The sequence below is a fragment of the Clostridia bacterium genome (assembly GCA_034926675.1).
Classification (GTDB): Bacteria; Bacillota; DTU025; order DTU025; family DTU025; genus JAYFQW01.
The window spans coordinates 32,680-54,979 of record JAYFQW010000012.1 but is presented as its reverse complement, the minus strand read 5'-3'; the positions used below and the strand labels follow the sequence as shown (position 1 = coordinate 54,979).

Genomic DNA, 22,300 nt, shown 5'->3' with positions numbered 1-22,300 from the left:
AAGTGACTCAGAATCAGCAACCCCAAAGCAGACTACTCGATCAACTGATTACATTCCGCGACGAGCGGGACTGGAAGCAGTTCCACACCCCCAAGAACCTCGCCTCCGCTCTCGTCGTAGAGGCATCCGAACTCCTGTCGATATTCCAGTGGACCCCCGACTCCGAGCTCGGCGCCAGATGTGCCGAGAAACGCGAAGAGATCGAGCACGAAGTCGGGGATGCCTACATATACCTACTCTTCCTGGCCCATGCCCTCGGCATCGACCTCAACGAAGTCGCAGAGAAGAAGATGGCCCTGAACGCCGAGCATTACCCCGCGGACAGAGCCAGAGGAAATGCGAAGAAGTACACAGAGTTGTGATCGCCTGGAATAGGAGGAATCACCGTTGAGCATCGTTTTACGCCTTGAGCGGCCTGAGGACTACCGCGCCGTGGAGAATCTCACCCGCGAAGCATTTTGGGGATTCACAAACCCTACCTGCGATGAGCATTATCTAGTCCATTTGCTCCGGAGCGTCCCGGCGTTTGTGCCGGAACTCGACTTCGTAGCCGAGATGGACGGCAAGCTTGTCGGGAATGTGATGTGTTCAAAAGCAAGAGTCGTTAATGACAACGGCAATGAAACGGGAGTGCTGACCTTCGGCCCGCTTTCGGTCTTGCCCGCGTACTGGCATTGCGGCGTCGGCTCGGCGCTCATGCGTCATTCAATACGCGGGGCAAAGCGGATGGGATATGGGGCAATCGTGTTTTACGGGCATCCCGACTATTACCCGCGTTTTGGATTCCGCAACGCCAAAGCCTTCGGCATTACAACGCCGAACGGGAAGAACTTTGACGCGCTCATGGCCATGCCGCTCCACGACGGGGCGCTGGACGGCGTCTCCGGCGCGTTTCATGAAGACCCGGTTTTTGCGGTGAAATCGGAGGATGCCGAGGCGTTTGACCGGACGTTTCCTCATAAGGAACCGGCCTCGATGATCCCGATTGACGTGCTGACAGACAAGCTGGAACCGGCGGCGCGAAAGGCCTTTGCCGAGCATAACATCACAACGCTCGCATGGCTCAACCGCCTAAGCGGACGGCAAATGCTCGAATGGGAGGGGATTGATGCACATGCTATGGCTGTCATCAATCAAACGCTCAGGGAGCATGGCTACGCCGAAAAGCTTCTCCCGTCATCAACTGTGCTGCAGCTTGCCGAGATGGGTGTGCGTATACCTGTCGTAACACCAATACGGGTCAAGGACGGCATCTCGGTGTATCGCTTGGAATCCGAGGGCGAGAGATATGTACTCAAGGCGTTCGACAGGCCGAAGGACAGGCGGGAAATCGAGAACTACAAGCTGCTCACCTCGCTTGGCGTCCCGGTATTGCCGATGTTGAGGCACACGAGCAATGCCTTGCTTTTGCCGGACGTGGAGAGCGATACCCGGTTCCGGCTGGGCTGTGAAGACGACCTGTCCGACACACAGACCGCCGCAGCCCTCGCGCGCTGGTACAAAACGCTGCATGAGAAGGGACGTGCCTGTGTTTCAACCCATAGCTCCGCGCTCTATGACGAGACGGATGTTATCACGCCGCCAAACATGGATATGGTGGCGGAGAAAACGGGCACTCGGGCAAACGCGCTGTGGGATACTCTTCGGGAGCGCTTTGCCGATGTGCGCCGCCTGATCGATTCTTTGCCGCGCACGCTGACGTACAATGATTTCTACTGGACGAATCTTGTCGTCTCCAGAGACTACACCTCCGCCATGATGCTGGACTTCAACCTGCTCGGCAAGGGTTACGCCTTCGCTGACATCCGCAATGTGACAAGCTCGCTCACGACCGACGCGAATGAAGCGTTTTTGAGTGAATACGGCACGAATGGAATCGGCAAGGAGGAAAGACTTGCTGACGCCGTCTTATCGCCGCTCACCACACTGTTTTTCGCCTGCGAACGAGAAGTCTTCCCCCGATGGGCGAACACTTCGCTGGAGGAACTGAAAAGCGGTGCGCTGCTGAAGAGTCTGTTACGGTGGCTCGATCCTTCCACCAACTACAGGGAGGAATCCTAATGACTAAGAGGTCTATCATCATCGGCGCTGGGATCGCCGGGCTAGCGGCAGGCTGCTACGCACAGATGAACGGCTACAGTACTGAGATCTACGAGGCGCACGACAAGCCTGGAGGGCTATGCACCGCATGGAAGCGCAAAGGCTACACCGTAGATGGCTGCATTCATCATCTGGCCGGAGCGAGCCCAGGGGTTGAGCTCTACCGATTGTGGGAGGAGCTCGGAGCAGTCCAGGGGCGCGAAATGGTCTTTCGCGACACCTTGACGCAGGTGGAGTCGGCTGATGGCCTGGTGCTCACCGTGTATGCCGACATTGATCGACTGGAGCGGCACATGAAGCAGCTGTCGCCGGCGGATGCCAAGGTGATCGAAGAGTATACCAATGGAGCCCGAAAGTTCGCCCGCATTGACCTGTTCTCACTGATGGCCATAGCTCCTCTGCAAGTCGCGCTCAAAGCCGGGCCCGTGGCCGGGGCCTTCATGAAATGGAGCAGGGTGACGCTCGACCAGTTCGCAGCGCGTTTCCAAGACCCGTTTCTACGGCGTGCCTTTCCCACCGTGCAGTACGATTTCGCCGATATACCCATGTTTCTTCATCTCAACTTCCTGGCCGGCTGCCACAACAAGACTCTGGGCTGGCCCAAAGGCGGATCGCTCTCATTTGCCCAGAGCATAGCCGATCAGTACGAAAGGCTGGGCGGAAGGATTCACTATCGCTCTCGGGTGAGCAGAATACTGGTTGAGGACAACCGGGCCGTTGGAGTGATCGCAAATGACGCGGAGCACAAGACCGATGTGGTGATCTCGGCTGCTGACGGCCATTCCACCATCTTCGACATGCTGGGCGGCAAGTTCGCAGACGAGCGCATCAAGCGCTACTATGAGGCGGCTCCACGGCACATAGAGATGGCGCTGCAGGTCTCTTTTGGAGTGAATCGCGACATGTCGCAGGAACCGCAGGCGCTCACCTGGTTCCTGCCCGAGCCGGTCACCATTGTCGACAGGGAGATCGACCGAGTTGATATCGAGGTCTACAACTTCGATGACACGTTGGCGCCTGAGGGAAAGACTGTGGTAAAGGTGATGCTGAGCGCCGGCTACGACTATTGGCGAGGGCTACTCGAAGCCGGCCGGGCGAAATACGACGACGAGAAACAACGCGTGGCAGCTGCGGTGCTGGAGTTGCTCGAACAGCGCTTCCCGGGCATCAGCGCACAGGTTGAGATGACGGACGTGGCCACGCCCGTTACAACCGAGCGCTTCACAGGCAACTGGCGAGGGCTGCAGGCCTGGGGCGTTCCCGGCGAGCCTCTCGCAATGCTCAAGGGGTTCACCCGCACCCTTTCGGGGCTACGGAATATGTACATGGTCGGGCAGTGGGCCGAGGCTACCATCGGGCTCCCGACAGCCGTGGCATCCGGCCGTCGAGCTATCCAGAATATCTGCAGGCTTGACGGAAAGCGGTTTCGAACAGCGGTCGATGGGGTGTGATCATGGGCGCCCCCTCGCTACTCCTGACCCGTTCCAATCCGGTACCATCAAGATGCTTAGCGAGATACTCCTATAGGCGCGCCTCTGCCAACACGCGTTCAGCAGGAGGGTTGAAAACCATGCAAGACAGGAATACAGATAAGCGTCCTTTCGAGGGCGCCAACGCCCTACTTCCGGACCACCACGCCCTGTTGTTCTCCGCCCTTGCCAGAAACATCCTCTCTGCCTGCGGAGAAGCTGCTGAAGCCATATTGTCGGACGCGATCAAATCGTATGCCATCGAGCGAGGCGGGCGCATGAGGAAAAGGGCTATCGCCAACGGCGACGGCACTTCCATGGCGTCATACAGGGCCTATTGCGAATGGACCGCCCCGCCCGGATCTATCTCCTCCATGGTTGCCGCAAGGTCCCCGGTTCTCGTTACGCACACTCTGATCTGTCCTTGGTATGAGGCCTGGAAAAGAACCGGACGACTACACGAGGGCGCGTTCTACTGCAGATATGTCGACGAGTATCTGGTTAGGGGTTTCGACGAGAGCCTGGTTCTGGAAGTCAAGACGATGCACGACCCCTCATGCTCCGGCCACTGCGAGTTCAGGTGGAATGGAATAGACCTAACGCAGGAGGAGGAAGCTCGCATCGATGCAATGCGCGCTCGCGCAGAGCAGGGCGGCGTCAAGGACTGGCGTTACCACATGGGACATCTCATAAGCTCCTACGCGAGTTCCCTGAGGAGGCACGGCATAGATGAAGGGGCCGTGCTCATCCCAGCGAGGGCGGATTTCGCATCGTTGTGCGGGGAAGGTGCAGCCAGCGTGTTTGGCGACTACGATGAAGTTGACTACGAGGCTGTGTGACGGGACTACCTCCTACGAGTGATCGTCCTGATCGTACTCCCAAAGCTCTGTGTTCCGCCAGAGGATGTGCACACCGGGTCAAGTCCAAAATGCGCTGTAAGATCGATCCTCGTAGAAGGTGTTGATGCTCAGGTAACCCCGTGGGATTGTGCCCAGGTCCACCCGTGACACCCTGTCTTCCTCTTGTTAGTCCAGCATGCCGAAGTTGGCTATTCCGGCAATGTGCGACCGCCTGTTCCGGTATCGTGCGTTCGGATATTGGAGCGAAGCGATGAAGGGCATTTCCAATGTACCATTCACAGTAATGCAATGTAAAGGGTTGGCGCGCGGCGAACCCTCGGCCCTGGGTACAGGCTGACTGGTCTGCCGAAATCAGCTCTTTTCGGCATAATGGAATTGCATAGATCGGCGGTGAGAATGTCACAACAGCGGCTGAAGAAGAAGGCATAGCCACCGCGCCATATAGAATACCTCCTCAGATTAGGTTACGGCCAATCGGGAGGTAAGACGGAGTGGTAGCTATGCCTGTACAACAGTATATCAAGCATGCGTATGAAAGCGAAGAGGCATCGATCAGCGCAATTGCTAGACGGACCGGCGTGTGTTGGCGGACGGCAGCAAAATACGCTCAGCGGGACGACTGGAACGAACCTATGCCCAGCGCCCGAGCCAAGCGGATGCCAGTTATGGATCCTGTAGCGGATATCGTTGACACTTGGCTGCTTGAAGATCGATTACTGCCCAGGAAGGATCGCCGCAATGCCGCAGCCGTTTTCAAGAAGCTTCAAGAGGATCATGGCTTCAAGGGCGGGGAACGCACAGTCAGGGAGTACATTCAGAGACGGCGCGGCGAGCTGTTCAAGGGCGATAGCAGTGCATACGTTGAACTTGAACACCCGGTTGAGGAGGCCCAGGCGGATTTCGGAACAATCCATTGCGTGAGAGACGGCAAGATCGTCGAGGCCAAGTCGCTTGTGCTTTCGTTTCCGTAGTCAAATGCAGGCTTCGCGGTTCCGATGCCGTCCGAGAACGCGGAATGCTTCTTGGAAGGGCTAAAGCTGTTGTTTGAGCAGGCAGGAGGCGTGCCTCGGAGATTGGTGTTGGATAGCATGTCGGCCGCGGTGGCAAGCATCGGCGAAGGAGAGGAGCGAGTGCTAACCGAGGCGTTCATGCAGTTTCAGCTTCACCACCGCTTCGAAGCGGACTTCTGCGGGCCGGCAAGAGGCAACGAAAAGGGCAACGTTGAGAACAAGGTGGGATACACGCGCAGGCAATGGCTATGCCCTATTCATCCCCTCAACAGCTTCGAGGAGCTGGGCGAGCTGCTCGCGACCGAGGCTGTGAAGGACATGGACCGCGTTCATTACAAGGCCGACAGGAAGATCAGCGACCTTTGGGATGAGGAGCGACCGAAGTTGTTGCCGCTGCCAAACGTTCCGTTCGAGGCCATGCGGCTTGACTATGCAGTCCTAAACAACTACGCGCAGTTTCGTTTCGAGAAGGCGACCTATGCTGTGCCGCAAGGCAAACCGCGGCAGAAGGTCCTGCTCAGCGTGTATTGGGATCGAATCGAAGTACGGAATCGGGAAGGCGAGCTCCTCACGACTCTGCCGAGGAGCTACATGCTCAAAGAGCAGCCGATTGAGTGGCCGGCCCTGTTTGAGATCTGTTCGCGACGACCGCGAGCGGCTGTGCACTCAGCCATGTTTCGCCATCTGCCTGAAGCAGCTAGAGCGTATCTGCAGGAGGTCGATGCGCCAAACCGGGCGATTCGAGTCCGAGCCCTGCGAGACGCGCTGAAGACCTATAGCATGGATCAGGTTGCGGAAGCGCTTGAGGCGCTGCCCGCCGACAGGCGATCTAGCCCTGCGAATCTCGAACTCAAGCTCTATTCGCTCCGCCCGGAGAACCGGACTCCCAAGCCCATAGCCGAAGGCTACACGCCGTTGGTAGTGGCTGCTTACGACCCGGATTCGGCTCTCTACGACCAACTGCTGCCGGCACGGCTGGAGGGGGTGGCGATGAGATGAAGTCCGCTCTTCTCCAAGAACAGTGCAAAGCGCTTAAGCTTGGATCGGTGAGCCGGATCCACACGCAGATCGCCTTCGAGAACAGAGAGCAGTTCCTGACGGACCTTTTTGCGGAGGAACTGAAGATACGTGAAGAGAACCGAAACCGGCGCAGACTGAAACGCGCAGGCTTCCCCCAGACCAAAACGCTAGAGGAGTTCTCCTGGGAGAGCATTGTACTGCCCCCGCAGACAACGAGAGAACACCTAACAGAGCTGAGCTTCATCGATGCCAAGGAGTCCCTGATCTGCATGGGCGGCGTGGGAACGGGCAAGACGCATCTTGTGATAGCGCTTGGACTGAAGGCAGCCCTAAGCGGAAAGGGAGGCAGCACGGAATCCATCCGAACAGCCTTCATGCACAGAAACCTCGCCGACTGGGAAGAAGGCGAGCGACATGCTATTCCTTACACTCGGGCGCAGGTAGAGCGGTTCAGTCCTCGCAGCCGGGCAATACTTGAGATCCGTGGTCGGCGCGATCTCGAGATCTTGGAGAAGATCTACAGCAACTCGGTATTGCTCGGCGATGATGGCCCCGGCGCGTGGCAGATCCAGTACTCTACAGAGTTCCACATGACGAACGACTCGGAGCTGTTCCCCCCGCGCGCTCCAGAGGCTACGAAGTGATCGAGATGACCGCCACGGAGCTCGATGACCGCGACGCGATGGCACGCCATTTCTACCGCCTTGCCAAGCTCCTCTTGGGTAGGGACGCGGCTCGCCGGATACGCAGTGACTGGAGCTGGTTTGAATGATTATGTGATGTGGTCACTGGTCCATGACCGCGTGTGTGAAGCTTCAGACGCTCCTGAGGATCATGTCCTCGATAGTCCTGGGATCGAATCGTTCAGTTGACCGGAGCAGCTTGATGAGTGACGTTCGAAGAAGCTCGCGCGTTTCCGAGCAGGCAACCGTGATCTGGTTTTCGTTCAGCCTTGATGATCCGTGAACCACCTTCGACCTAACGTCGTAGGAGTTCATGGCTTGCCTCCGAATGTGAACTCGCTCATCACCTGTTATTCCCAGGAAACCTGCGATTCTCAGAGAGGCTCGAAAACGCAGCTCGTCGTTCTCTTGGAGGAAAATGGACTCCAACGCGATCCAGTAGTCGATGATCTGATCTTCGACTCTGCGTCTACCTGTTCCAGTACCATATCGACTGAGAGCAAGCCGAGCCACGCTGGAGTTAGCACCATGTGCGAGAGAACTCCACATGCACTTGAGCTCAGACGCAGCAGGTTCATCCAGCGGTGTTGTGACCGTGTCGCGTCCTGGTGTTTCAGATGGGGGAGGCCAGTGAACACTCATCTGAGGTCCATGCAGAATCCGATAGTGACCAGTCCTCGTGAATACGAGTTGAACATCATCAGATGTGTACAACCGGAGCAAGTCCAGAATCAGCTGGTTATCTTCGGGTGATGCAGGTACTGTAGGGGGTTCAGCGTGCGGGACATCGACAATTCTCTCTAGGTAAGCGTCTATTCCGCCTGCAGCTTGGAAAGGAAACAAGGGCCGGTCGCTGGTCATGCAGCAGGTTCCTGTAAGGAACACGGATGGACTCATGCACTTGCCTGAAGCCTCAAACACGTCCAGAAAGTCCTCCTTGTCTCTGATTGGGGCTTTCACTATGCGTACGCCATCACAGACTGGTATCTCGTTCGTGGCTAGCTTCAGGTTCGCCAGAGGGCTCACTTCAACCACTGGGTGAGTTACCGGACTCATATCCAGTAGCAGCTCCTCGTACGTCTCATCGAACGCGGCATCGACGAATTCCAGAGCTCCCGCTTGTGCGAAGTACGCTGCGAGAAACGGCACTACCAAGGATTGATGAACGAGCCCGGACTTTTGTACGTCACTCGCGAAGGTCGCTCCGATCCCATCTACAAGAACTCGGTCACCTATGGCCGGTATTGCTCGAGCAGCTTCTAGCAGGGTCTGGACACAGGGATGGTCAAACACTTCATCCCCTAGCATGTGCGCCAGATGAGACACAATCACCACATCCGTGGGCACTCGATGAAGACAGCCGTTCTCTGTTACCTTAAGGATCGAGCGTCGAGCCATTGGCACGCCATCAAGATTGGCGATTGCTTCGCACGCAGTCTGAACCACATTGCGAAGCGCAGTACGGAACTCATCCACTGATGACCACTCCCCTCAACCCGACGACCTAGCCCGGAAGGGTACGAAGACCCAACCCCAGGCGTGGCGGTTAGCCTATGCGCATTTTGGCCGCCGAACTATGCACTTTCTACTTGCCAAACAGAGAGCAGGCAGGCAACAGGTCACAGATCCACGCCTATCAATCGTGAGAATTTCTGCAGGATTTCATGTGTTATGAATGGATTCAGCCTATGGATTGCTTCTCCAATGTGATACGCTTCGATGGGTCCGAGAACTGACTTCTGGACCAGCTTGACAAGGGTTTCCAGACTCCAAAGACAACCGATGGCGTGGCTGGAGCACTCACGGCGTAGTCGCCTATCGTTGGTGAGGCATAGCCAGCAATTGTCACGGACAAGAACGAAGCACGTACAGTCCTGGAAGGAGAGGCCGTCCACAAGCGAACCGGCCTCCCGGTACTGCTCAGCCGTGAGGTCGACGATTCTGATGCCAAGCGTATTGCACTGAGACTCGTCGATTCTGCCAATTTCCTCGAACACAGGTCGAGTCACGTGCAGATCGCCCACGTGTTGCGAGATCAGAGGGAGAATCGACGGGTCTGCATCAAGGAAGTCGATCACAGCCATGGCATCGATGACTATGGGCCGATGGTCATCATCTGCTCTCATCAGCCATTCACCCATGACAGAGCCATGTTTCGCATCGATTCGGCATCGATTCTGATTATCCCGGCGGCGCGACTCAAGGAGATGTGCCCGCCTTCAAGTGCCTGCCTGACCAGTCTGGCAAGTCTGTCCGGGACGAAATCCGCTTCACTCAGCTCGCATGGTTCCACGGCTCGGTATGCCTCAGGGTAAGAGGCCATGAAGTCATCAGCCGACGCGGGCTGAGGCTCGTCTGCCATCTTGAGGGTCTTTCCGTAGCGCCTTCGGTATTCGCCCTGGAACTTGCCCCACAGGTTATCGTCTAGCCTATGGGTTTCTGATAACCTATAGAGCACGGTCTTGTAGCTGACTCTGAACATCCTCTTCACCTTGAGCACGCGATCCACGAAGGGCAATCCCCGGGCGTTGCGCCACTCGGTGTCGAAAACCGGCCCGGGCATAAGGAAGTAACTAGCGAATATGTTCGCTTCCTGCTCTTCAGTCAGATCCTCTCGGGCCACAGACACGTCATACGAATCCGGATGGAGCAGTAGATGGCCAAACTCGTGGGCCGCGGTGAATATCCAACGCTCCACTGAGATTCTGCCCCACACGTTCACGACGATGAGGGGCCCTCCGTCGATAGGCCCTATCGATAGCCCAAAGAAGCCCTCAGACATTACTTCCTTCGGGTAGACCTTGACTCCTGCGGATTCCAGCAGTCCGCACACGTCCCGGACTGGTTCCCCCGCGCTCAGTCCAAGCTGCTGGCGGGCCCGAACAGCGCATAGCTTCGCCTTTTCGGGTCCCCCCTCATAGGCGGTCATCTCGGTTGACAAATCCCCGAGGAGCCAGCTGGCATGGTTGTTTAGGGTTCCCTCTAGGCGACTGTAGTCACGCATCCACGTCACTGCATCACACAAGATCATGTCCCTGGAGTTCATGCGTCGGGAGGATCGGAACCTAACTCGGGCGGGAATTTCTGCTTGGCCGAACAGGTCCTGAACCTCGACCCCAAGCACCCTGGCGATGTTTTGCAGGGTAGACGCTCTGGGGTCGGACCGGCCGGATTCGATGTTCTGGTAAGTGTCTCTCGAGATCCCCGCCGCGTCTGCCAGCGCCTCTTGGGTGTAGCCTTTTGCGTAGCGAAGCATTTTCAGCTGTGGAACACCGCCGCACATCATCATAGCCTACACTTCCTCCTTCAGCATCCATTATACGCATGTTTTTGGATTCTGCAAATATGCTGATCAAACTACGTGACGTTCCGTACGTGTTGAGAATCAAGTTGAGATATCCTGAAATGTGCACTTGGGCCGTACTCGATTTGCTGGTATCCAGGAGATCAGATCGTGATCATACATTCGGTGGCGCAGAGGTTGGCCGAATCACGACGTCCGGTTTTGGGATGCGGAACGCCCCCGCCCTGGTCAAAGGCGGAGGCGTTCTTGTTGTATGCGCTGTCTATAGACCCACGGGCATTCTCAGGCTGTCGGCTACGGCCTCCTGCACTATCTTGAGGTCGATGGGTCAGGCTCCGTGAGCGTGGCCCACGAGAACGCATTCGGAAGCGATGTGGCTGATCAGCCGAGGCATCCCATGGGAAAGCTGGTAGATGGCCGTAATGGCGTCGGGCGTGAGTCTGGACTCGGAAGCGTTCGCGCCAAAGCGCTCGTTGGATTTCCTGCCGACGAAGAAAGCCGGGATTGTGAATACGTACCTAAGTAGACATGGTATACTTGGGTTCCGTAGGGCAAATGTCCCAAGTTCCATACCTCATGGCCTGATAGCCTCGGGAACCTGATCATACTGACACTTCGACCTCAAGACACCTAGCCACAAACCACGCTCCCCCCCGGGTTATTGCAGCCGTGAAACGCCTCAGCATGTCATCACCCCGTTCCTGCGTGATCACCACCATTCTTGCATACCCGTGGGGTCAGAAACGACAGTGATGATTGTGTAGTGTCCGAGTCAACGCATAGATAGGGCGGCCGCAGCGTCATGCCAACACCAGGCCAGCAAGAAGAGGAGCATGTCCCAAGCGGGGCAAATCGAGCTACAGAGAGCTCTGTTTCTTGGTCGCTATTGCCTGAAGCGCATTCTCATGAAGGATATCATAGACCTTTCCGCTCGTCCTTGTCATTCTCCTCTTCATCCTGGCTCTTTCGGCGTAGCTGAGGCACCGCGGACTTCCTCCCGTTCTCCCTTTGCTGCCGTGGGCGAGGCCCTCATCCACCAGGGTGTGCATGACGCCGCTAGAGGAGAGGACGAAACCTTCGGCTTTCGTCCTATGCTCCGTCTCGTCAAAGACCGCATAGCTGGCCACGACCTGGCCTTCTACAACCAGGAGACCATCCTCGGCGGCCATAGACTCGGCCTGTCTACCTACACCCGCTTCAACAGAGTCAGGTCAACCCTTCACCGAGCCCATCGTGATCCCCTGGGTGAAGTACTGCTGAAACACGAAGAAGACTATCAGTATCGGCAGGGCCGCCAGAGTTGCGCCTGCCATCAGCACCCCGTAGTTGGTTGCGAACTCCTGCTGCATAGTGGCGACGCCCAAAGGCAGCGTCAGCCTCGACCTGGAGTTCAGCATGATGAGCTGCATGAAGTAGTCATTCCACGTATTTATGAAAGTGAAGATCGCCAGGGCCCCGATGCCGGGCTTCACCATAGGCACGACAATGTGCATCAAAGTCCTCAGCTCGCTGCAGCCATCGATCTTGGCTGCCTCCAGGATTTCGCCGGGGATGGTCTGGCTGAACTGCTTTATCAAGAAGATGCCGAATGGCCAGCCCACCGCGGGCAGAATCACTGCCGCGAGAGTGTTGTGAAACCCCCACGAGCTTACCAGTCGCACCAACGGCACCAGTATCACCTGCTTAGGCAGGGCCATAGCCGCCACAAACATGGCGAAGATCATGCTTCGACCGTGGAATCTCTTCTTAGCAAGCACGTAGCCCGCGGGAACCGACACACCGCAAACCAGAAGCATAGCGGTTAGCGAAGTGAATACGCTGTTGAGAAGCCATACGCCCGCGGAGTTATCGAAGAGCCTTACATAGTTGCTGAGGGTCGGCTTCACAGGGAACCACTGCGGCGGCAACTGGATGGTGAGCCTCTGATCCTTGAACCCGCCGGTGATCACCCAGTAGAACGGAAAGATGAAAACCACTGATAGAAGGCACAGGAACACCATCGCCAGAGCATCCCCTGTAGAGCGCCTCTTCCCCCTCCGACTGCTACTCATGGGCTGAGCCTCCCTCTAGTACTCGACATTACTGCCGAATACCCTGAACTGAAGAATGCTGATGATGCCGATCACGACAGCGAGCACCACACCCATTGCGTTAGCGTACCCGAACTGCATGAGTTTGAAGGCTCTCTCGTACAGAAGATACATGACTGTGCTGGTATTGTAGTTGGGCCCCCCGGAGGTGAGAAGCTGTATCAGCGAGAAGCACTGGAACGAGTTGATCGTCGTGATCACCGCGACGTAGAGGGTGGTTGGCATCATCCCCGGCCACTTGACATACCTGAACACCTGCCAATCGCTGGCGCCGTCGATTTCGGCAGCTTCTATCTGGCTCTTGTCGAGGTTGCCGAGGGCAGCTGTATAGAGCACCACAGGCTGGCCAATGGAGGTGGTGAATAGCACTGCCAGGATCGCCCAGAGAGCGTATCGTCTGTCGCCCAGCCACATGATGGGCTGGTCTGTAAGGCCTGCACTCTGCAATACCCAGTTGAGAACGCCGCTAAACGGATCGAAGATCCACTTCCACACTACTGTCACCGACACCGTGCCCGTAACAACAGGCAGATAAAACACACCTCGGAACAGGGAGCGAACCAGAGGGCTCTTCTGGTAGATCGTGGAGGAGATGAAGACGGAGAATATGACGACCATGGGAACGGCGCCCGCTACCAGCAAGATAGTGTTCTTCATCGACTTGAGGAAGATCTTGTCGCCGAACAGCCTGATGTAGTTGTCGAGACCCACGAAATCGAACTTGCGCATCGTGTAGTCAAAGAAGCTGGTGAACACTCCTACCAGAATTGGGTACACAACGAACACGCCGAAGAATGCTAGCGCCGGAAGGAGGAAAGCATACGACACCAGCGTTTCCCGCAGTTCCAACGGCCTCCTCTTGTGCCAGGCAGATGAGCCCCCCGTCGGCTTCAGTGCTCCTCTGTAGCCGGGATCCATACGCCGTCACTCCAGTCTCCTCATGATGCTCGAGGTGCGTCCCCCACTGGGCAACCTCGAAGGGCAAGACGCCAGGGGGGACGCAAGAGGTAATCGACTCGACTAGCGCCAGGTTCACCGCTTGATGGACTCGTTAGCGGCTTTCACGAAATCGTCGAGGGCCTTCTTCGCGGTCTTCTCGCCTGAGAACGCAGCCTGAAGTGCCGGGAACCACGCCGTGCGCATCGCGGCAAAACCGTTAATGGTGTTGTAGTAAGGAGCATAGTACTTCGTCAGGCCGGCCAGGAACGTCATAGTCCCATCGCCCTTGTACAGGTTGCCGAAGGAGGACCTGACCGGGAAGGTGTTCGTTGCTACTACGTTCTTCGGCCCCCAAACCGGATCGTTGCAGATAAAGTCGATGAGAAGTTTGGCAGCCTTGATCCGGTTCGCGTCGCCGTTGTTGAGCACGCAGAACCCATCGATGAGATACTCAAGCGCGGGGGTCCCATTCTCGGAAGGATACGGCGCCATGATGGGCTCGAAGTTGGTCATATGCTGTTTCACCGCCTGAAGACCAGGCGAGAACAGGATAGTGTGGGATACGCGCTGCGCGCAGAACTCGTCAATCGCCCCCGTTCCGTCAGAGGCAGATCCATTCAGAAGCAACCCGTCCTTGATGGCGTCCACCACGTACTGGAGCCCCTTCACGCCGTTGCTGTCGTTGATGGTGTACTTGGTGACAGCAGCGTCTGTGATAGAGGAGTTGAACAGGTTCGCCATGAAAGCGCGCGTGCCCTGGTCGCCGCCTTGCGAGATGCAGAATACGATGGCCCCTCGCTCATTCTTCGCCTTGAGGGCTTTGAGCAGCGCCGTGTACTGGCTGGTGGTCCATGTTCTGTCGCCCTCGGTGGGCAGCATGTGCAGCAGGCCATGCTTCTGCAGCATGTCTTTGTTGAACGCCATCAGGAACGGGGCAGTCGAGATCGGGTACATGTAGAAGTTGCTGCCGACTTTGCAGGCATCGATCACGTTCTTGTTGTTGACGTCTTTGATGAACTCAGCTGTGAACATGTCGTTCAGGTTGGCCAGAACGCCGTTCTTCCCGTAGTCGATGATGCGGCCTGGGGCGTCGAACAGCACGTCAGGGGCGGTCCCGCCCTGAATCGCCGTAACGATCTTCTCGGGGCCGGAAGCGAAATCGATCATCTCTATGTTGACTTTGATGTTAGGATACTTGGCATTGAAGGCCTTGATGATCGATTGCTCGTGCTTACCAGGGATGCCATCAACGGTGAGGAAGTTGGGAAAGCTCCACCAGGTGACCTCCGCTTTGAGCTGAGTGGCGGGCGCCTGCGCAGCTACATGCGCCGACAGTAACAGAACGGTCATCAGCAGTATCGTCACTACTCTCTTCATGACTAAACCTCCTGTTCTTTGGCACTGAAGAATACTCGGCTGAGTGATCCCACGATAGCGGCTCAGAACCTGCCCATCACATCACCTCTCATTCTGTAGAGAACTGCAGGCACTGCAGCATTTGGCGTACCTTCTCCACACCTTCGCGATCCAGGCTCCTCATCGGCGCAGCCATCTTGGGGGTTTTCAGGATGCCGCGACACACAAGAGCAGCCTTGAAAGCCGAGAGTGCGCCGGCCGAGTAACCGCCTCCGGGGGCTCCTATGTACACGATGTCGAAAAGCCTGGTCAGCCTGGTCTGGATACTGACAGCACGTTCCCAGTCCCCCAACTCGCACGCGTCGAACAGCTCCACATAATCGCGAGGCGCAACGTTCGCCAAACCCGCAACTGCGCCGGATGCGCCCATCAGGAGGGCGGTATCCACAAGCAGTTCCATGCCTGTGAAAACGCTGAACCCCTCGATGCCGGCAGTCTCGATGATGATCTGGCGCAAGCCCGACATGTCGCCGGAGCTGTCTTTCAAGCCCGATATCACGCCGTCGGAGGCTAGTTTCTTGACGGTTTTGGGCTCGATCTTCGCCTTGGCCAACACTGGCACGTCGTAGGCGTATATGGGAAGGCGGACAGCAGCATGGATCGCCGAAAAGTGGTCCACTATCTCGGACTGGCTGTTCACGTGGTAGAATGGGGCCGTTATGACTAACCCCTGGGCTCCGCAGTCTAGCGCCTGCCGGCATCTTTCTATTACCCGGACTGTGGAGTTGTCGCTGACTCCCACAAGAACCGGAGCCTTCCCGGCAGCAGCGCGGATGACAGTTACGAGCGCCAGGTCTCTCTGAGACTCTGTGAGGGCCGCGAACTCCCCTGATGAACCAAACAGGAAGAGACCGTGAACTCCGCTTACTATCTGAAATTCGACCAGTCGCTCAAGGGACTCGCAATCCAGCGCCCCGTCATCGCAGAAAGGCGTGACCAGAGGGGTGATGATTCCGGAGAGAGCGCTCATTTTACAGCCCTCGCCTTCCACGTGTTTGCGGCTTCCACATAGCTGGCGGTTATGTGCTCGGGATCGGTGATGGCACGCCCGACCACAACCGCAAAGGCTCCGGCCTGCATCGCCACCCTCACCTGGTCGGGGTGCTCGAATCTGCCTTCCGCGACCACAGGTATCCTGCAGGCCGCGGAGAGGCGCACGACTAAATCCAGGTCAGGCCCGTCGAACTGGCGGCTGTACGCGGTATATCCCGCCAGGGTCGTTGACACTATGTCAGCCCCTAACCCCTCCGCTTCCAGCCCTTCCTCATATGTGGATATATCGAGCATGACGAGCTTTCCTAAGTCCTCGTGTATTCTGCGGACCACAGTTGCCATGTCGAGTTCGCCCGGGTGTGGACGGGCAGTGCCGTCGAGCGCCACAATGTCGGCCCCGGCTTCTGCCACCAGCCGGGCATGCTCGAAGGTGGGCGTTATGTACACGTCGTGCCCTGGCATCGAGTCCTTAAAGAGGCCGATCAAGGGGACCGCCACAGCGCTCCTGACTGCACGGATATTCTCCGGCCTGTTGGCCCTGATACCGCACGCTCCTCCCCGGCAAGCCGCGGCAGCCATGGCGCACAAGACGGCCGGCGAATTCGTAGGGCTATCGCTGTACATCGCCTGGCATGACACGATCAGTCCGCCCTGAAGCCGGTCTAGAACCGGTGCTTCATACTCCCCATGCTTCATTCCGTTTCCCCCATTCGCTCCGAACGCTCGTCAACCCATGGACACGAACCGTCTCCACACCGGCCTGACTCAGGGCCATCAATGCAGCGCCGATCACTGGCTCGAACATGGGGGCCTTCACGGCTGCCTTCGGATAAGCGCGGCAGATGGTTTCTACGTAGGATTCCACCAGTGCAGGCCCTGCGTTGAACACCCCCCCGGCCATGGAGAACTCCACGGCATCATCATCGCTCCAGCCCAGCACTTCTGCGGTTCGCACAGCCAGGCGCCCGAGCTCGCAGCCGGCATTCTGAAGGATCTCGACACACACGGGATCGCCCGTCTGTGCACCGCAACCCACGACCTTCGAGCACTGCGCCACCAGCCCGACCTTGCTTTCACTCTGATATAGAAGGGCCTGAAGAGACCTGAGGTCGGGAAGGCCGAAGTGTTCAAGTACGCGCTGCTTTAGGGAGCTGCAATCATCTCCCATATCCTCGGCGGCTGTGACCTTCTGCAACGCCTTACGCCCGATGTCGTAGGCGCCGCCCAAGTCGCCCATGATGTTCCCCCATCCGCTCAGCCTGGCGGCGTGAAGCCCCCGGGCCTTTTCGCCATACGCGACGACGCCGGTTCCCGCCGCAACAACCACACCGGGTTCTCCCCCCAGAGCCCCCGCCCAGCAGGAGACGGAGTCGTTGTCAAGAACCACAAGACCAGCTGTGAAGCACTGGCCGAGGATCTCGCGCAACGGCCCGCTTTCAGGCGCTTCCGGCGAGCACAACCCGGTGAGGCCGAAGAAAGCGCTCTTCACAGCCGCATTCCGGATGCCGGGAACTTCCAGGCATGCCCCGAACGCACGACGTATCTTGTCAACTCCGCCCACAGCGTTCAGATGGTCAAAAGCAGGCCCCGAGGCCGTTTCCACGATGTGCCCTGCGCCATCCACAAGCACGGCGCGGGATCCGCTTTGACCGCCATCAAACCCCAGAAAGAGCTGATCATCCATGCTCATATCCGCGCCTTCCCTTAGTCTCGCCTCATGCGCTCTACCATGATGTTATAGCGATCACCACGGTATGCCCCTAACGTGAACTGCACTGGAGAGTCCTCACCATCGAACTCGGTACTCACCAGCAGCAATACCGGCGACTCAGGCGGAATCTGCAGTATTTTGCTTTGCTTGGCAGTAGCCTTCACTGCGTGAAACGCCTGCTCAGCCCTGACCACTTGGACTCCGTATTCCTTCTCAAAGATGTAGTAGGAGGATACGTATTCACCCTCCGGAAACGGAAAATCGGGGAATCGGCCATAGCTGAAATACGAGGTTTCGTAACAGATGGGTTCACCGTCGGCAAGCCTCAACCGGTCATACCACACGACTCGGCTGCCGTCTGGAATCGCCAGCCGCGCTGCGATATCAGCATTCGCATCCGTGACTCCCTTGCCAATGATCAGAGTTTTCGGTTCATAGCCCCTCAACTTCATCTCCGTAGTGAAACCGATGAAGTAAGGAAGCCTTGTAGACAGTTTCTGCCGCGCGACGTATGTTCCCCGCCCTCGTTCAGAAACCAGCACGCCCTCGTTGACGAGCTCACCTATGGCCTGGCGGACAGTCATCACGCTGACTCCGTATTCATCTGACAGCTCAGGCCCAGAAGGAACCCTGTCGCCCGGCTGCCATTTGCCTGATCGGATCGCGCCCGCCAGCTGTTCCTTGATCTGAACGTATAGAGGTATTGAAGTGCGCCTGTTAAGCGTCAATTGCTTACACCATCCCGCCATACACGTGAACCGCCCGGCTTGTATGTATGTCTAGAATAATAGTTAACTAGATAACTTGTCAAGTGCTGAGCCATATCGTGCAGGCTCCGAGGGAGAGGTTTGCACCGAACGCAGAACGTGTTCGTGAGGCACTGCTCGTGGGGCGTCTCTGTCAGACTAGAGTGCCGCACCCATCTGGGTTTCGACTATGTCTCGGAACCTCTTTGGCGTGCCGAACACTCGAACAAGAGGATTGGTCGGAGACTTGGAGGATTTCCGTATCCGAAATCCGTCCACGCTGTTGATATGCTTGTACGGCCACTTGTTAGAGATAGTGCCTTAAAATGGGATGATCAACAGTGCGATAGTGTTGTCTTGCTATCGGACTCGCCGTTCGGGAGTATCCTGATGGCCCACCCGCAACTGTCCGACCAGATGCCCCGGGCAGCTCGATGAGAGCAGACGGTTTCGGCTAATGCGGCGTGTCACTCAATGAACACGGCTGAGTACCAGTTGGGCGTTTCCTCTTGGCTCTTGAGTGTGTCCAGCGGCAAGCCGAACCGGTGCACGGTCTTGAAAGCATCAATGCCCACACTGTGAAAGGCCGGACGCGCCCTTTCTGGGATTGACGCATGGCTGGCCGGCGAATCCGGCGCATTGCCCGCATACGGCGCAGTCACTGAGCGAAAAGGCCAGATCTACGAAGTACTTGGCTTCCGTCAATCACTGCACCCCTCTCGGCCAAGATCAGGCGTCTTGATCTAATCTGCCTGTTGGTTGAACTCCACAACCGAATCCCGCAACCGATGCGGAAACCATTGCGCCGTACACTGTCCTGTGCTTCAATCCTCAATAAGCTCATACCCATTCCAACTGACGGCAAGTGCTTGGCGATCGGTCAAGGGCAAGTGCGGCAACGGCAAATCGGTTCGGGCGGGCGCACCTTCCGGTTGATGGACGGATAGGTACGCATGAACCAGCGCCAGCCCGGTCATCTGGCCATCGCGCGAACCGTCGATGAAGGGCGCGGCAATGAGGCTGCCCGCGCTCACTCCGATGTAGACTTTGTTGGCGTATACCATTCTCTTGATGATCGCGTCAAAGCCGGTTTCCTTGATGCGCCGAAGTAGACGTCGGGTGGTGCCGCCGGTAACATAGACGGCGTCGAACTTCATGGCTTCCGCGGCGCTCAGGCTACCATCAACATCGTGGGTGGTGATGTTTTCGGGGAGGATTCCCGCCCGAATGAGTTCGTTCCGGCACTCCTTCGCCATCTCTTTTGCCTCGGCGTCAACAGCGGCGGTGGGGATAAACAATGCCTTGGCGGCGCTGGCCGGTTTGCCAAGCATCTTCAAGAACCGCTTCACAATATTGGGCTTTTGCTGGCCGGCCAGGTCCTCAAACCCCGCCGAGGTCAGCAGCACTCTGCTCCAGGCCTGGCATCCCCGCTCGGCCGCCCATTTCCGGCAGACGGCCACCCGCGCCCCCGGCGGATGGTCGCCGTGTTCGGGATCGAGGTAGGAGTAGGCATGCAATTGGTCGCAGGGAATCATGTCGCATTCACCGCAATGGGTAAGGCCCTTGTCCTGACAGCACACAGCGATCCGGCATTCGCCGTGAAATGGATGTCCCTCGGTGGCTATACAGCCGCCGCAACCGTGAGATTCTTTCCACGCACAGCCCGTACAGTGAAGCCCGCAGCGTGAGTCGATCATGATTGCTCACCACCCAAGGTGACGAACTCCTTGTCGATCCAGAGGGTGGCTTCCTCGGTTCGAAATTCGAGTATGCAGTAGTTCGGGTCGTCGATCCCGCCAGGATAATGATTGATGAACCAATCCAGCCACATCTCGGCCTTAACCGCCCGATCCTGGATCAGAGTTACCGTACCGCCTAAGGTCACGCTATCATTGCCCCTGTAGAAACAGGCGCCTGCTTTGGGATTCGCCTTGAAATGCCTGACCTTCGTCGATTCCGCGCCGGTCGAAACCCAGAGTCTCTTAAGGCCTTCCGATTTGGTTCTTGAGAGTACGCAAACCCGGGGGTAGCCTTGCTCGCTGATTGACGCTAGGGCAATCTCGCCGCATCTTGCCAACAGCTGCGCTCCTTTTGCGACAATCTCCATGGCGTAATGCCTCCTTTCTCCCCAAGCATACCAGGTTGGCGGCTGCCAATATACTCACTCCGCGCACGGCCTCGTTCCGGCCTGATCAACTGCGGTTCTCCGGAGCCAATTCGTTTTTTCACCTGGACAATCGGATCTCTTCTCAACTTCCTGAGAAGTCCCTGAGTTCAAAGTCCGTATTGTCCGCCTGCGCCGCCCAGGTCGAGGAGCAGATGAGAGACGTCGCTTGCTACTGCCCCACGCGTTTGGCTACTCGGTGTCAGATTCGGGTAAGGGCAGGTGGTTCCCAATGGCGATGCAAGAGGCCTTGGCGTTCTCCAGCACCAGGTGGGCGTCCACAGCGTCAATGGCGCGGACCACGCCGTAGTCGCCTAGATTGCGAAGATCAAAGGCCTCAAGAAAGTGTCGGTGAACAGGCAGGGATCCTATAGTTCTCTATCAGTCCTCCAACCCCTGCTCGCCCAGTTGGTGAAATAGCTTGCAGTAGGCTAATTGGCCGCGGTCCCAGCTGCTTATGCGGAAGAACTCGTTGGGAGCATGGAAACACTCGTCACTTAGGCAAAACCCAAAACTGACGGTGTGGATTCCGAGGATATCGAGGAGAATCCCGGTCACTGCTATAGTGCCCCCGATACGCACGTAGTACGGAGGCTTGCCATAGACCTCTTCCAGCACTGCATGGGCCAGCCGATTTGCGGGGTGGTCCTTAGGTATGCTGTAGGGCCTGGCTGTGCCCGGTTGCCGGGTCACGACGGCCTTCGCGCCCTTCGGCGCGAACTTGGCCACGTGCGCTTCTATGAGGCTCATAATCTCCTCAGGCTCCTGGTTCGGAACGAGCCTGCAGGTGATCTTGGCGCCGGCCCTGGAGGGTAGTACCGTCTTGCTCCCCTCGCCCTGGAATCCACCCCAGACGCCGTTAAAATCGAGGGTGGGCCGGGCCCATGCCCGCTCCAAAGTAGTATAGCCAGGCTCGCCGAACAGCTCGTCTACGCCCAGTTGCCTCCTGTACTCATCATCGTCAAACGGAACAACCGCAATCGACGCCCTGTCATCTTCGGTGAGCGGAACTACATTATCGAAGAATCCCTCTATATCGATCTTGCCATCAGGGGAGCGCATGGAAGACAGAATGTAGGCAAGTGCGTATATCGGGTTCTGCATAGCTCCGCCCGATGTGCCCGAGTGCATGTCAGACCTAGGGCCTTGCACGTCTATCTGCACGCCGCACAGGCCCTTTCGGGCGATGAGAATCTCGCCCTCGGTCTCGCTAAATTGGCTGCCGTCGGAGCTGAGGGCAAAGTCGCACGCCAAGAGGTCTCTGTGCTGCCTAACGAACTCAGGGATTTCTGGGCTTCCGATCTCCTCCTGCCCCTCAAAGAAGAACTTCACATTGGCAGGAAGCGCCCCGTCGCCCTGCAGCATGGCCTCGACAGCCAGGATCGGTATGATCATGTTCCCTTTGGGATCTGCCGCGCCGCGGGCGTAGATCCGATCGCCCACTATCGTGGGCTCAAAAGGAGGCTTCTTCCACAGTTCAACGGGGTCTGCCGGCTGGATGTCGAAGTGGCCGTACAGAAGCACAGTAGGCTTGCCGGGGGCATGTAGCCACTCTCCGTACACTACGGGGTGGCCCCCGGTCTGCATCACCTTCGCGCCTTCAATGCCTGCAGCAGTCATTCGATCCGCGATCCACTGGGCGGCGCGCTGTACATCGCCGGCATGCTCCGGAAGAGCACTCACGCTCGGGATTCGGAGTAAGTCCATCAAGTCGGATAGAAACCTGTCTCTGTGCTTACGGGCGTAGGCCCTCCAACCCATCATGTCGAAACCAACTCCCTCTGTCTGCTGCAAC

General features: G+C 57.4%; 22 protein-coding genes. 7 read left to right on the top strand and 15 right to left on the bottom strand.

The features are described 5' to 3' along the window. Window positions 1–2 precede the first annotated feature (2 nt). The 7 genes from VB144_04960 (at window position 3) to VB144_04930 (ending at window position 7,103) form a co-directional block, all read left to right on the top strand. Window positions 3–362, top strand: a complete 360-nt coding sequence (locus VB144_04960) for a nucleotide pyrophosphohydrolase (protein ID MEA4883008.1) — start codon at window positions 3–5, stop codon at window positions 360–362. Between the two features lie 25 nt (window positions 363–387). Next, window positions 388–2,061 carry a GNAT family N-acetyltransferase gene (locus VB144_04955; GenBank protein ID MEA4883007.1) on the top strand — a complete coding sequence of 558 codons (1,674 nt, stop codon included), beginning with the start codon at window positions 388–390 and terminating at the stop codon, window positions 2,059–2,061. Beyond that, a complete protein-coding gene (locus VB144_04950) occupies window positions 2,061–3,551 on the top strand; it encodes an NAD(P)/FAD-dependent oxidoreductase (GenBank protein MEA4883006.1) in 1,491 nt (496 codons plus the stop codon). The genes VB144_04955 and VB144_04950 overlap by 1 nt, the downstream gene beginning before the upstream one ends. Window positions 3,552–3,670: 119 nt before the next feature. Next, on the top strand, window positions 3,671–4,408 hold the full coding sequence (locus tag VB144_04945) for an L-2-amino-thiazoline-4-carboxylic acid hydrolase (GenBank protein MEA4883005.1): 738 nt from the start codon (window positions 3,671–3,673) through the stop codon (window positions 4,406–4,408). Between the two features lie 512 nt (window positions 4,409–4,920). Further along, complete coding sequence (locus VB144_04940) at window positions 4,921–5,400, top strand: hypothetical protein (protein MEA4883004.1); 480 nt, start codon at window positions 4,921–4,923, stop codon at window positions 5,398–5,400. Window positions 5,401–5,502: 102 nt separating this feature from the next. Then, window positions 5,503–6,438, top strand: a complete 936-nt coding sequence (locus VB144_04935) for a hypothetical protein (protein MEA4883003.1) — start codon at window positions 5,503–5,505, stop codon at window positions 6,436–6,438. Then, on the top strand, window positions 6,435–7,103 hold the full coding sequence (locus VB144_04930) for an ATP-binding protein (GenBank protein ID MEA4883002.1): 669 nt from the start codon (window positions 6,435–6,437) through the stop codon (window positions 7,101–7,103). Before VB144_04935 ends, VB144_04930 begins: the two co-directional genes overlap by 4 nt. A gap of 171 nt (window positions 7,104–7,274) precedes the next feature. Here VB144_04930 and VB144_04925 read toward each other — a convergent pair whose 3' ends face one another. The 15 genes from VB144_04925 to VB144_04855 form a co-directional block, all read right to left on the bottom strand. After that, window positions 7,275–8,618 carry a HEPN domain-containing protein gene (locus tag VB144_04925; GenBank protein ID MEA4883001.1) on the bottom strand — a complete coding sequence of 448 codons (1,344 nt, stop codon included), beginning with the start codon at window positions 8,616–8,618 and terminating at the stop codon, window positions 7,275–7,277. 143 nt (window positions 8,619–8,761) lie between these two features. Further along, window positions 8,762–9,268, bottom strand: a complete 507-nt coding sequence (locus VB144_04920; GenBank protein MEA4883000.1) for a hypothetical protein — start codon at window positions 9,266–9,268, stop codon at window positions 8,762–8,764. Next, window positions 9,268–10,431, bottom strand: coding sequence for a helix-turn-helix domain-containing protein (locus VB144_04915; GenBank protein ID MEA4882999.1), 1,164 nt, complete (start codon window positions 10,429–10,431; stop codon window positions 9,268–9,270). Before VB144_04915 ends, VB144_04920 begins: the two co-directional genes overlap by 1 nt. A 343-nt stretch (window positions 10,432–10,774) precedes the next feature. Further along, the gene (locus VB144_04910) at window positions 10,775–11,017 is read right to left on the bottom strand and encodes a hypothetical protein (protein MEA4882998.1); all 243 of its coding nucleotides are present in this window, start codon (window positions 11,015–11,017) and stop codon (window positions 10,775–10,777) included. Window positions 11,018–11,303: 286 nt separating this feature from the next. Beyond that, a complete protein-coding gene (locus VB144_04905; protein ID MEA4882997.1) occupies window positions 11,304–11,615 on the bottom strand; it encodes a hypothetical protein in 312 nt (103 codons plus the stop codon). A 42-nt stretch (window positions 11,616–11,657) separates the two neighbouring features. Next, the gene (locus tag VB144_04900) at window positions 11,658–12,497 is read right to left on the bottom strand and encodes a carbohydrate ABC transporter permease (protein ID MEA4882996.1); all 840 of its coding nucleotides are present in this window, start codon (window positions 12,495–12,497) and stop codon (window positions 11,658–11,660) included. Window positions 12,498–12,512: 15 nt separating this feature from the next. After that, window positions 12,513–13,454, bottom strand: coding sequence for a sugar ABC transporter permease (locus tag VB144_04895; protein ID MEA4882995.1), 942 nt, complete (start codon window positions 13,452–13,454; stop codon window positions 12,513–12,515). A 114-nt stretch (window positions 13,455–13,568) separates the two neighbouring features. Beyond that, on the bottom strand, window positions 13,569–14,852 hold the full coding sequence (locus VB144_04890) for an extracellular solute-binding protein (protein ID MEA4882994.1): 1,284 nt from the start codon (window positions 14,850–14,852) through the stop codon (window positions 13,569–13,571). Between the two features lie 88 nt (window positions 14,853–14,940). After that, window positions 14,941–15,861: a dihydrodipicolinate synthase family protein gene (locus VB144_04885; protein MEA4882993.1), complete on the bottom strand. Its 921-nt coding sequence runs from the start codon at window positions 15,859–15,861 to the stop codon at window positions 14,941–14,943. Further along, on the bottom strand, window positions 15,858–16,580 hold the full coding sequence (locus VB144_04880; protein MEA4882992.1) for an N-acetylmannosamine-6-phosphate 2-epimerase: 723 nt from the start codon (window positions 16,578–16,580) through the stop codon (window positions 15,858–15,860). The genes VB144_04885 and VB144_04880 overlap by 4 nt, the downstream gene beginning before the upstream one ends. Then, window positions 16,561–17,574 (bottom strand): BadF/BadG/BcrA/BcrD ATPase family protein, encoded by a 1,014-nt coding sequence (locus VB144_04875; GenBank protein ID MEA4882991.1) that lies wholly within the window; start codon window positions 17,572–17,574, stop codon window positions 16,561–16,563. Before VB144_04875 ends, VB144_04880 begins: the two co-directional genes overlap by 20 nt. 14 nt (window positions 17,575–17,588) lie before the next feature. After that, window positions 17,589–18,323: a GntR family transcriptional regulator gene (locus VB144_04870; GenBank protein ID MEA4882990.1), complete on the bottom strand. Its 735-nt coding sequence runs from the start codon at window positions 18,321–18,323 to the stop codon at window positions 17,589–17,591. A gap of 842 nt (window positions 18,324–19,165) precedes the next feature. Next, complete coding sequence (locus tag VB144_04865) at window positions 19,166–20,038, bottom strand: Type 1 glutamine amidotransferase-like domain-containing protein (protein MEA4882989.1); 873 nt, start codon at window positions 20,036–20,038, stop codon at window positions 19,166–19,168. Next, window positions 20,035–20,448 carry a pyridoxamine 5'-phosphate oxidase family protein gene (locus VB144_04860; protein ID MEA4882988.1) on the bottom strand — a complete coding sequence of 138 codons (414 nt, stop codon included), beginning with the start codon at window positions 20,446–20,448 and terminating at the stop codon, window positions 20,035–20,037. Before VB144_04860 ends, VB144_04865 begins: the two co-directional genes overlap by 4 nt. Before the next feature lie 438 nt (window positions 20,449–20,886). Next, window positions 20,887–22,269 (bottom strand): dipeptidase, encoded by a 1,383-nt coding sequence (locus tag VB144_04855; GenBank protein MEA4882987.1) that lies wholly within the window; start codon window positions 22,267–22,269, stop codon window positions 20,887–20,889. Between the last annotated feature and the right edge of the window lie 31 nt (window positions 22,270–22,300).

What these genes read in the sequence shown, in the direction of transcription:
- VB144_04915 (MEA4882999.1), bottom strand. Translation starts at nt 10,431, where the DNA reads ATGATGATGTGCGGCGGTGTTCCACAGCTGAAAATGCTTCGCTACGCA.
- VB144_04930 (MEA4883002.1), top strand. Translation starts at nt 6,435, where the DNA reads ATGAAGTCCGCTCTTCTCCAAGAACAGTGCAAAGCGCTTAAGCTTGGA.
- VB144_04895 (MEA4882995.1), bottom strand. Translation starts at nt 13,454, where the DNA reads ATGGATCCCGGCTACAGAGGAGCACTGAAGCCGACGGGGGGCTCATCT.
- VB144_04860 (MEA4882988.1), bottom strand. Translation starts at nt 20,448, where the DNA reads ATGGAGATTGTCGCAAAAGGAGCGCAGCTGTTGGCAAGATGCGGCGAG.
- VB144_04890 (MEA4882994.1), bottom strand. Translation starts at nt 14,852, where the DNA reads ATGAAGAGAGTAGTGACGATACTGCTGATGACCGTTCTGTTACTGTCG.
- VB144_04905 (MEA4882997.1), bottom strand. Translation starts at nt 11,615, where the DNA reads ATGGCCGCCGAGGATGGTCTCCTGGTTGTAGAAGGCCAGGTCGTGGCC.
- VB144_04900 (MEA4882996.1), bottom strand. Translation starts at nt 12,497, where the DNA reads ATGAGTAGCAGTCGGAGGGGGAAGAGGCGCTCTACAGGGGATGCTCTG.
- VB144_04885 (MEA4882993.1), bottom strand. Translation starts at nt 15,861, where the DNA reads ATGAGCGCTCTCTCCGGAATCATCACCCCTCTGGTCACGCCTTTCTGC.
- VB144_04945 (MEA4883005.1), top strand. Translation starts at nt 3,671, where the DNA reads ATGCAAGACAGGAATACAGATAAGCGTCCTTTCGAGGGCGCCAACGCC.
- VB144_04920 (MEA4883000.1), bottom strand. Translation starts at nt 9,268, where the DNA reads ATGAGAGCAGATGATGACCATCGGCCCATAGTCATCGATGCCATGGCT.
- VB144_04880 (MEA4882992.1), bottom strand. Translation starts at nt 16,580, where the DNA reads ATGAAGCATGGGGAGTATGAAGCACCGGTTCTAGACCGGCTTCAGGGC.
- VB144_04910 (MEA4882998.1), bottom strand. Translation starts at nt 11,017, where the DNA reads ATGGAACTTGGGACATTTGCCCTACGGAACCCAAGTATACCATGTCTA.
- VB144_04855 (MEA4882987.1), bottom strand. Translation starts at nt 22,269, where the DNA reads ATGATGGGTTGGAGGGCCTACGCCCGTAAGCACAGAGACAGGTTTCTA.
- VB144_04950 (MEA4883006.1), top strand. Translation starts at nt 2,061, where the DNA reads ATGACTAAGAGGTCTATCATCATCGGCGCTGGGATCGCCGGGCTAGCG.
- VB144_04865 (MEA4882989.1), bottom strand. Translation starts at nt 20,038, where the DNA reads ATGATCGACTCACGCTGCGGGCTTCACTGTACGGGCTGTGCGTGGAAA.
- VB144_04875 (MEA4882991.1), bottom strand. Translation starts at nt 17,574, where the DNA reads ATGAGCATGGATGATCAGCTCTTTCTGGGGTTTGATGGCGGTCAAAGC.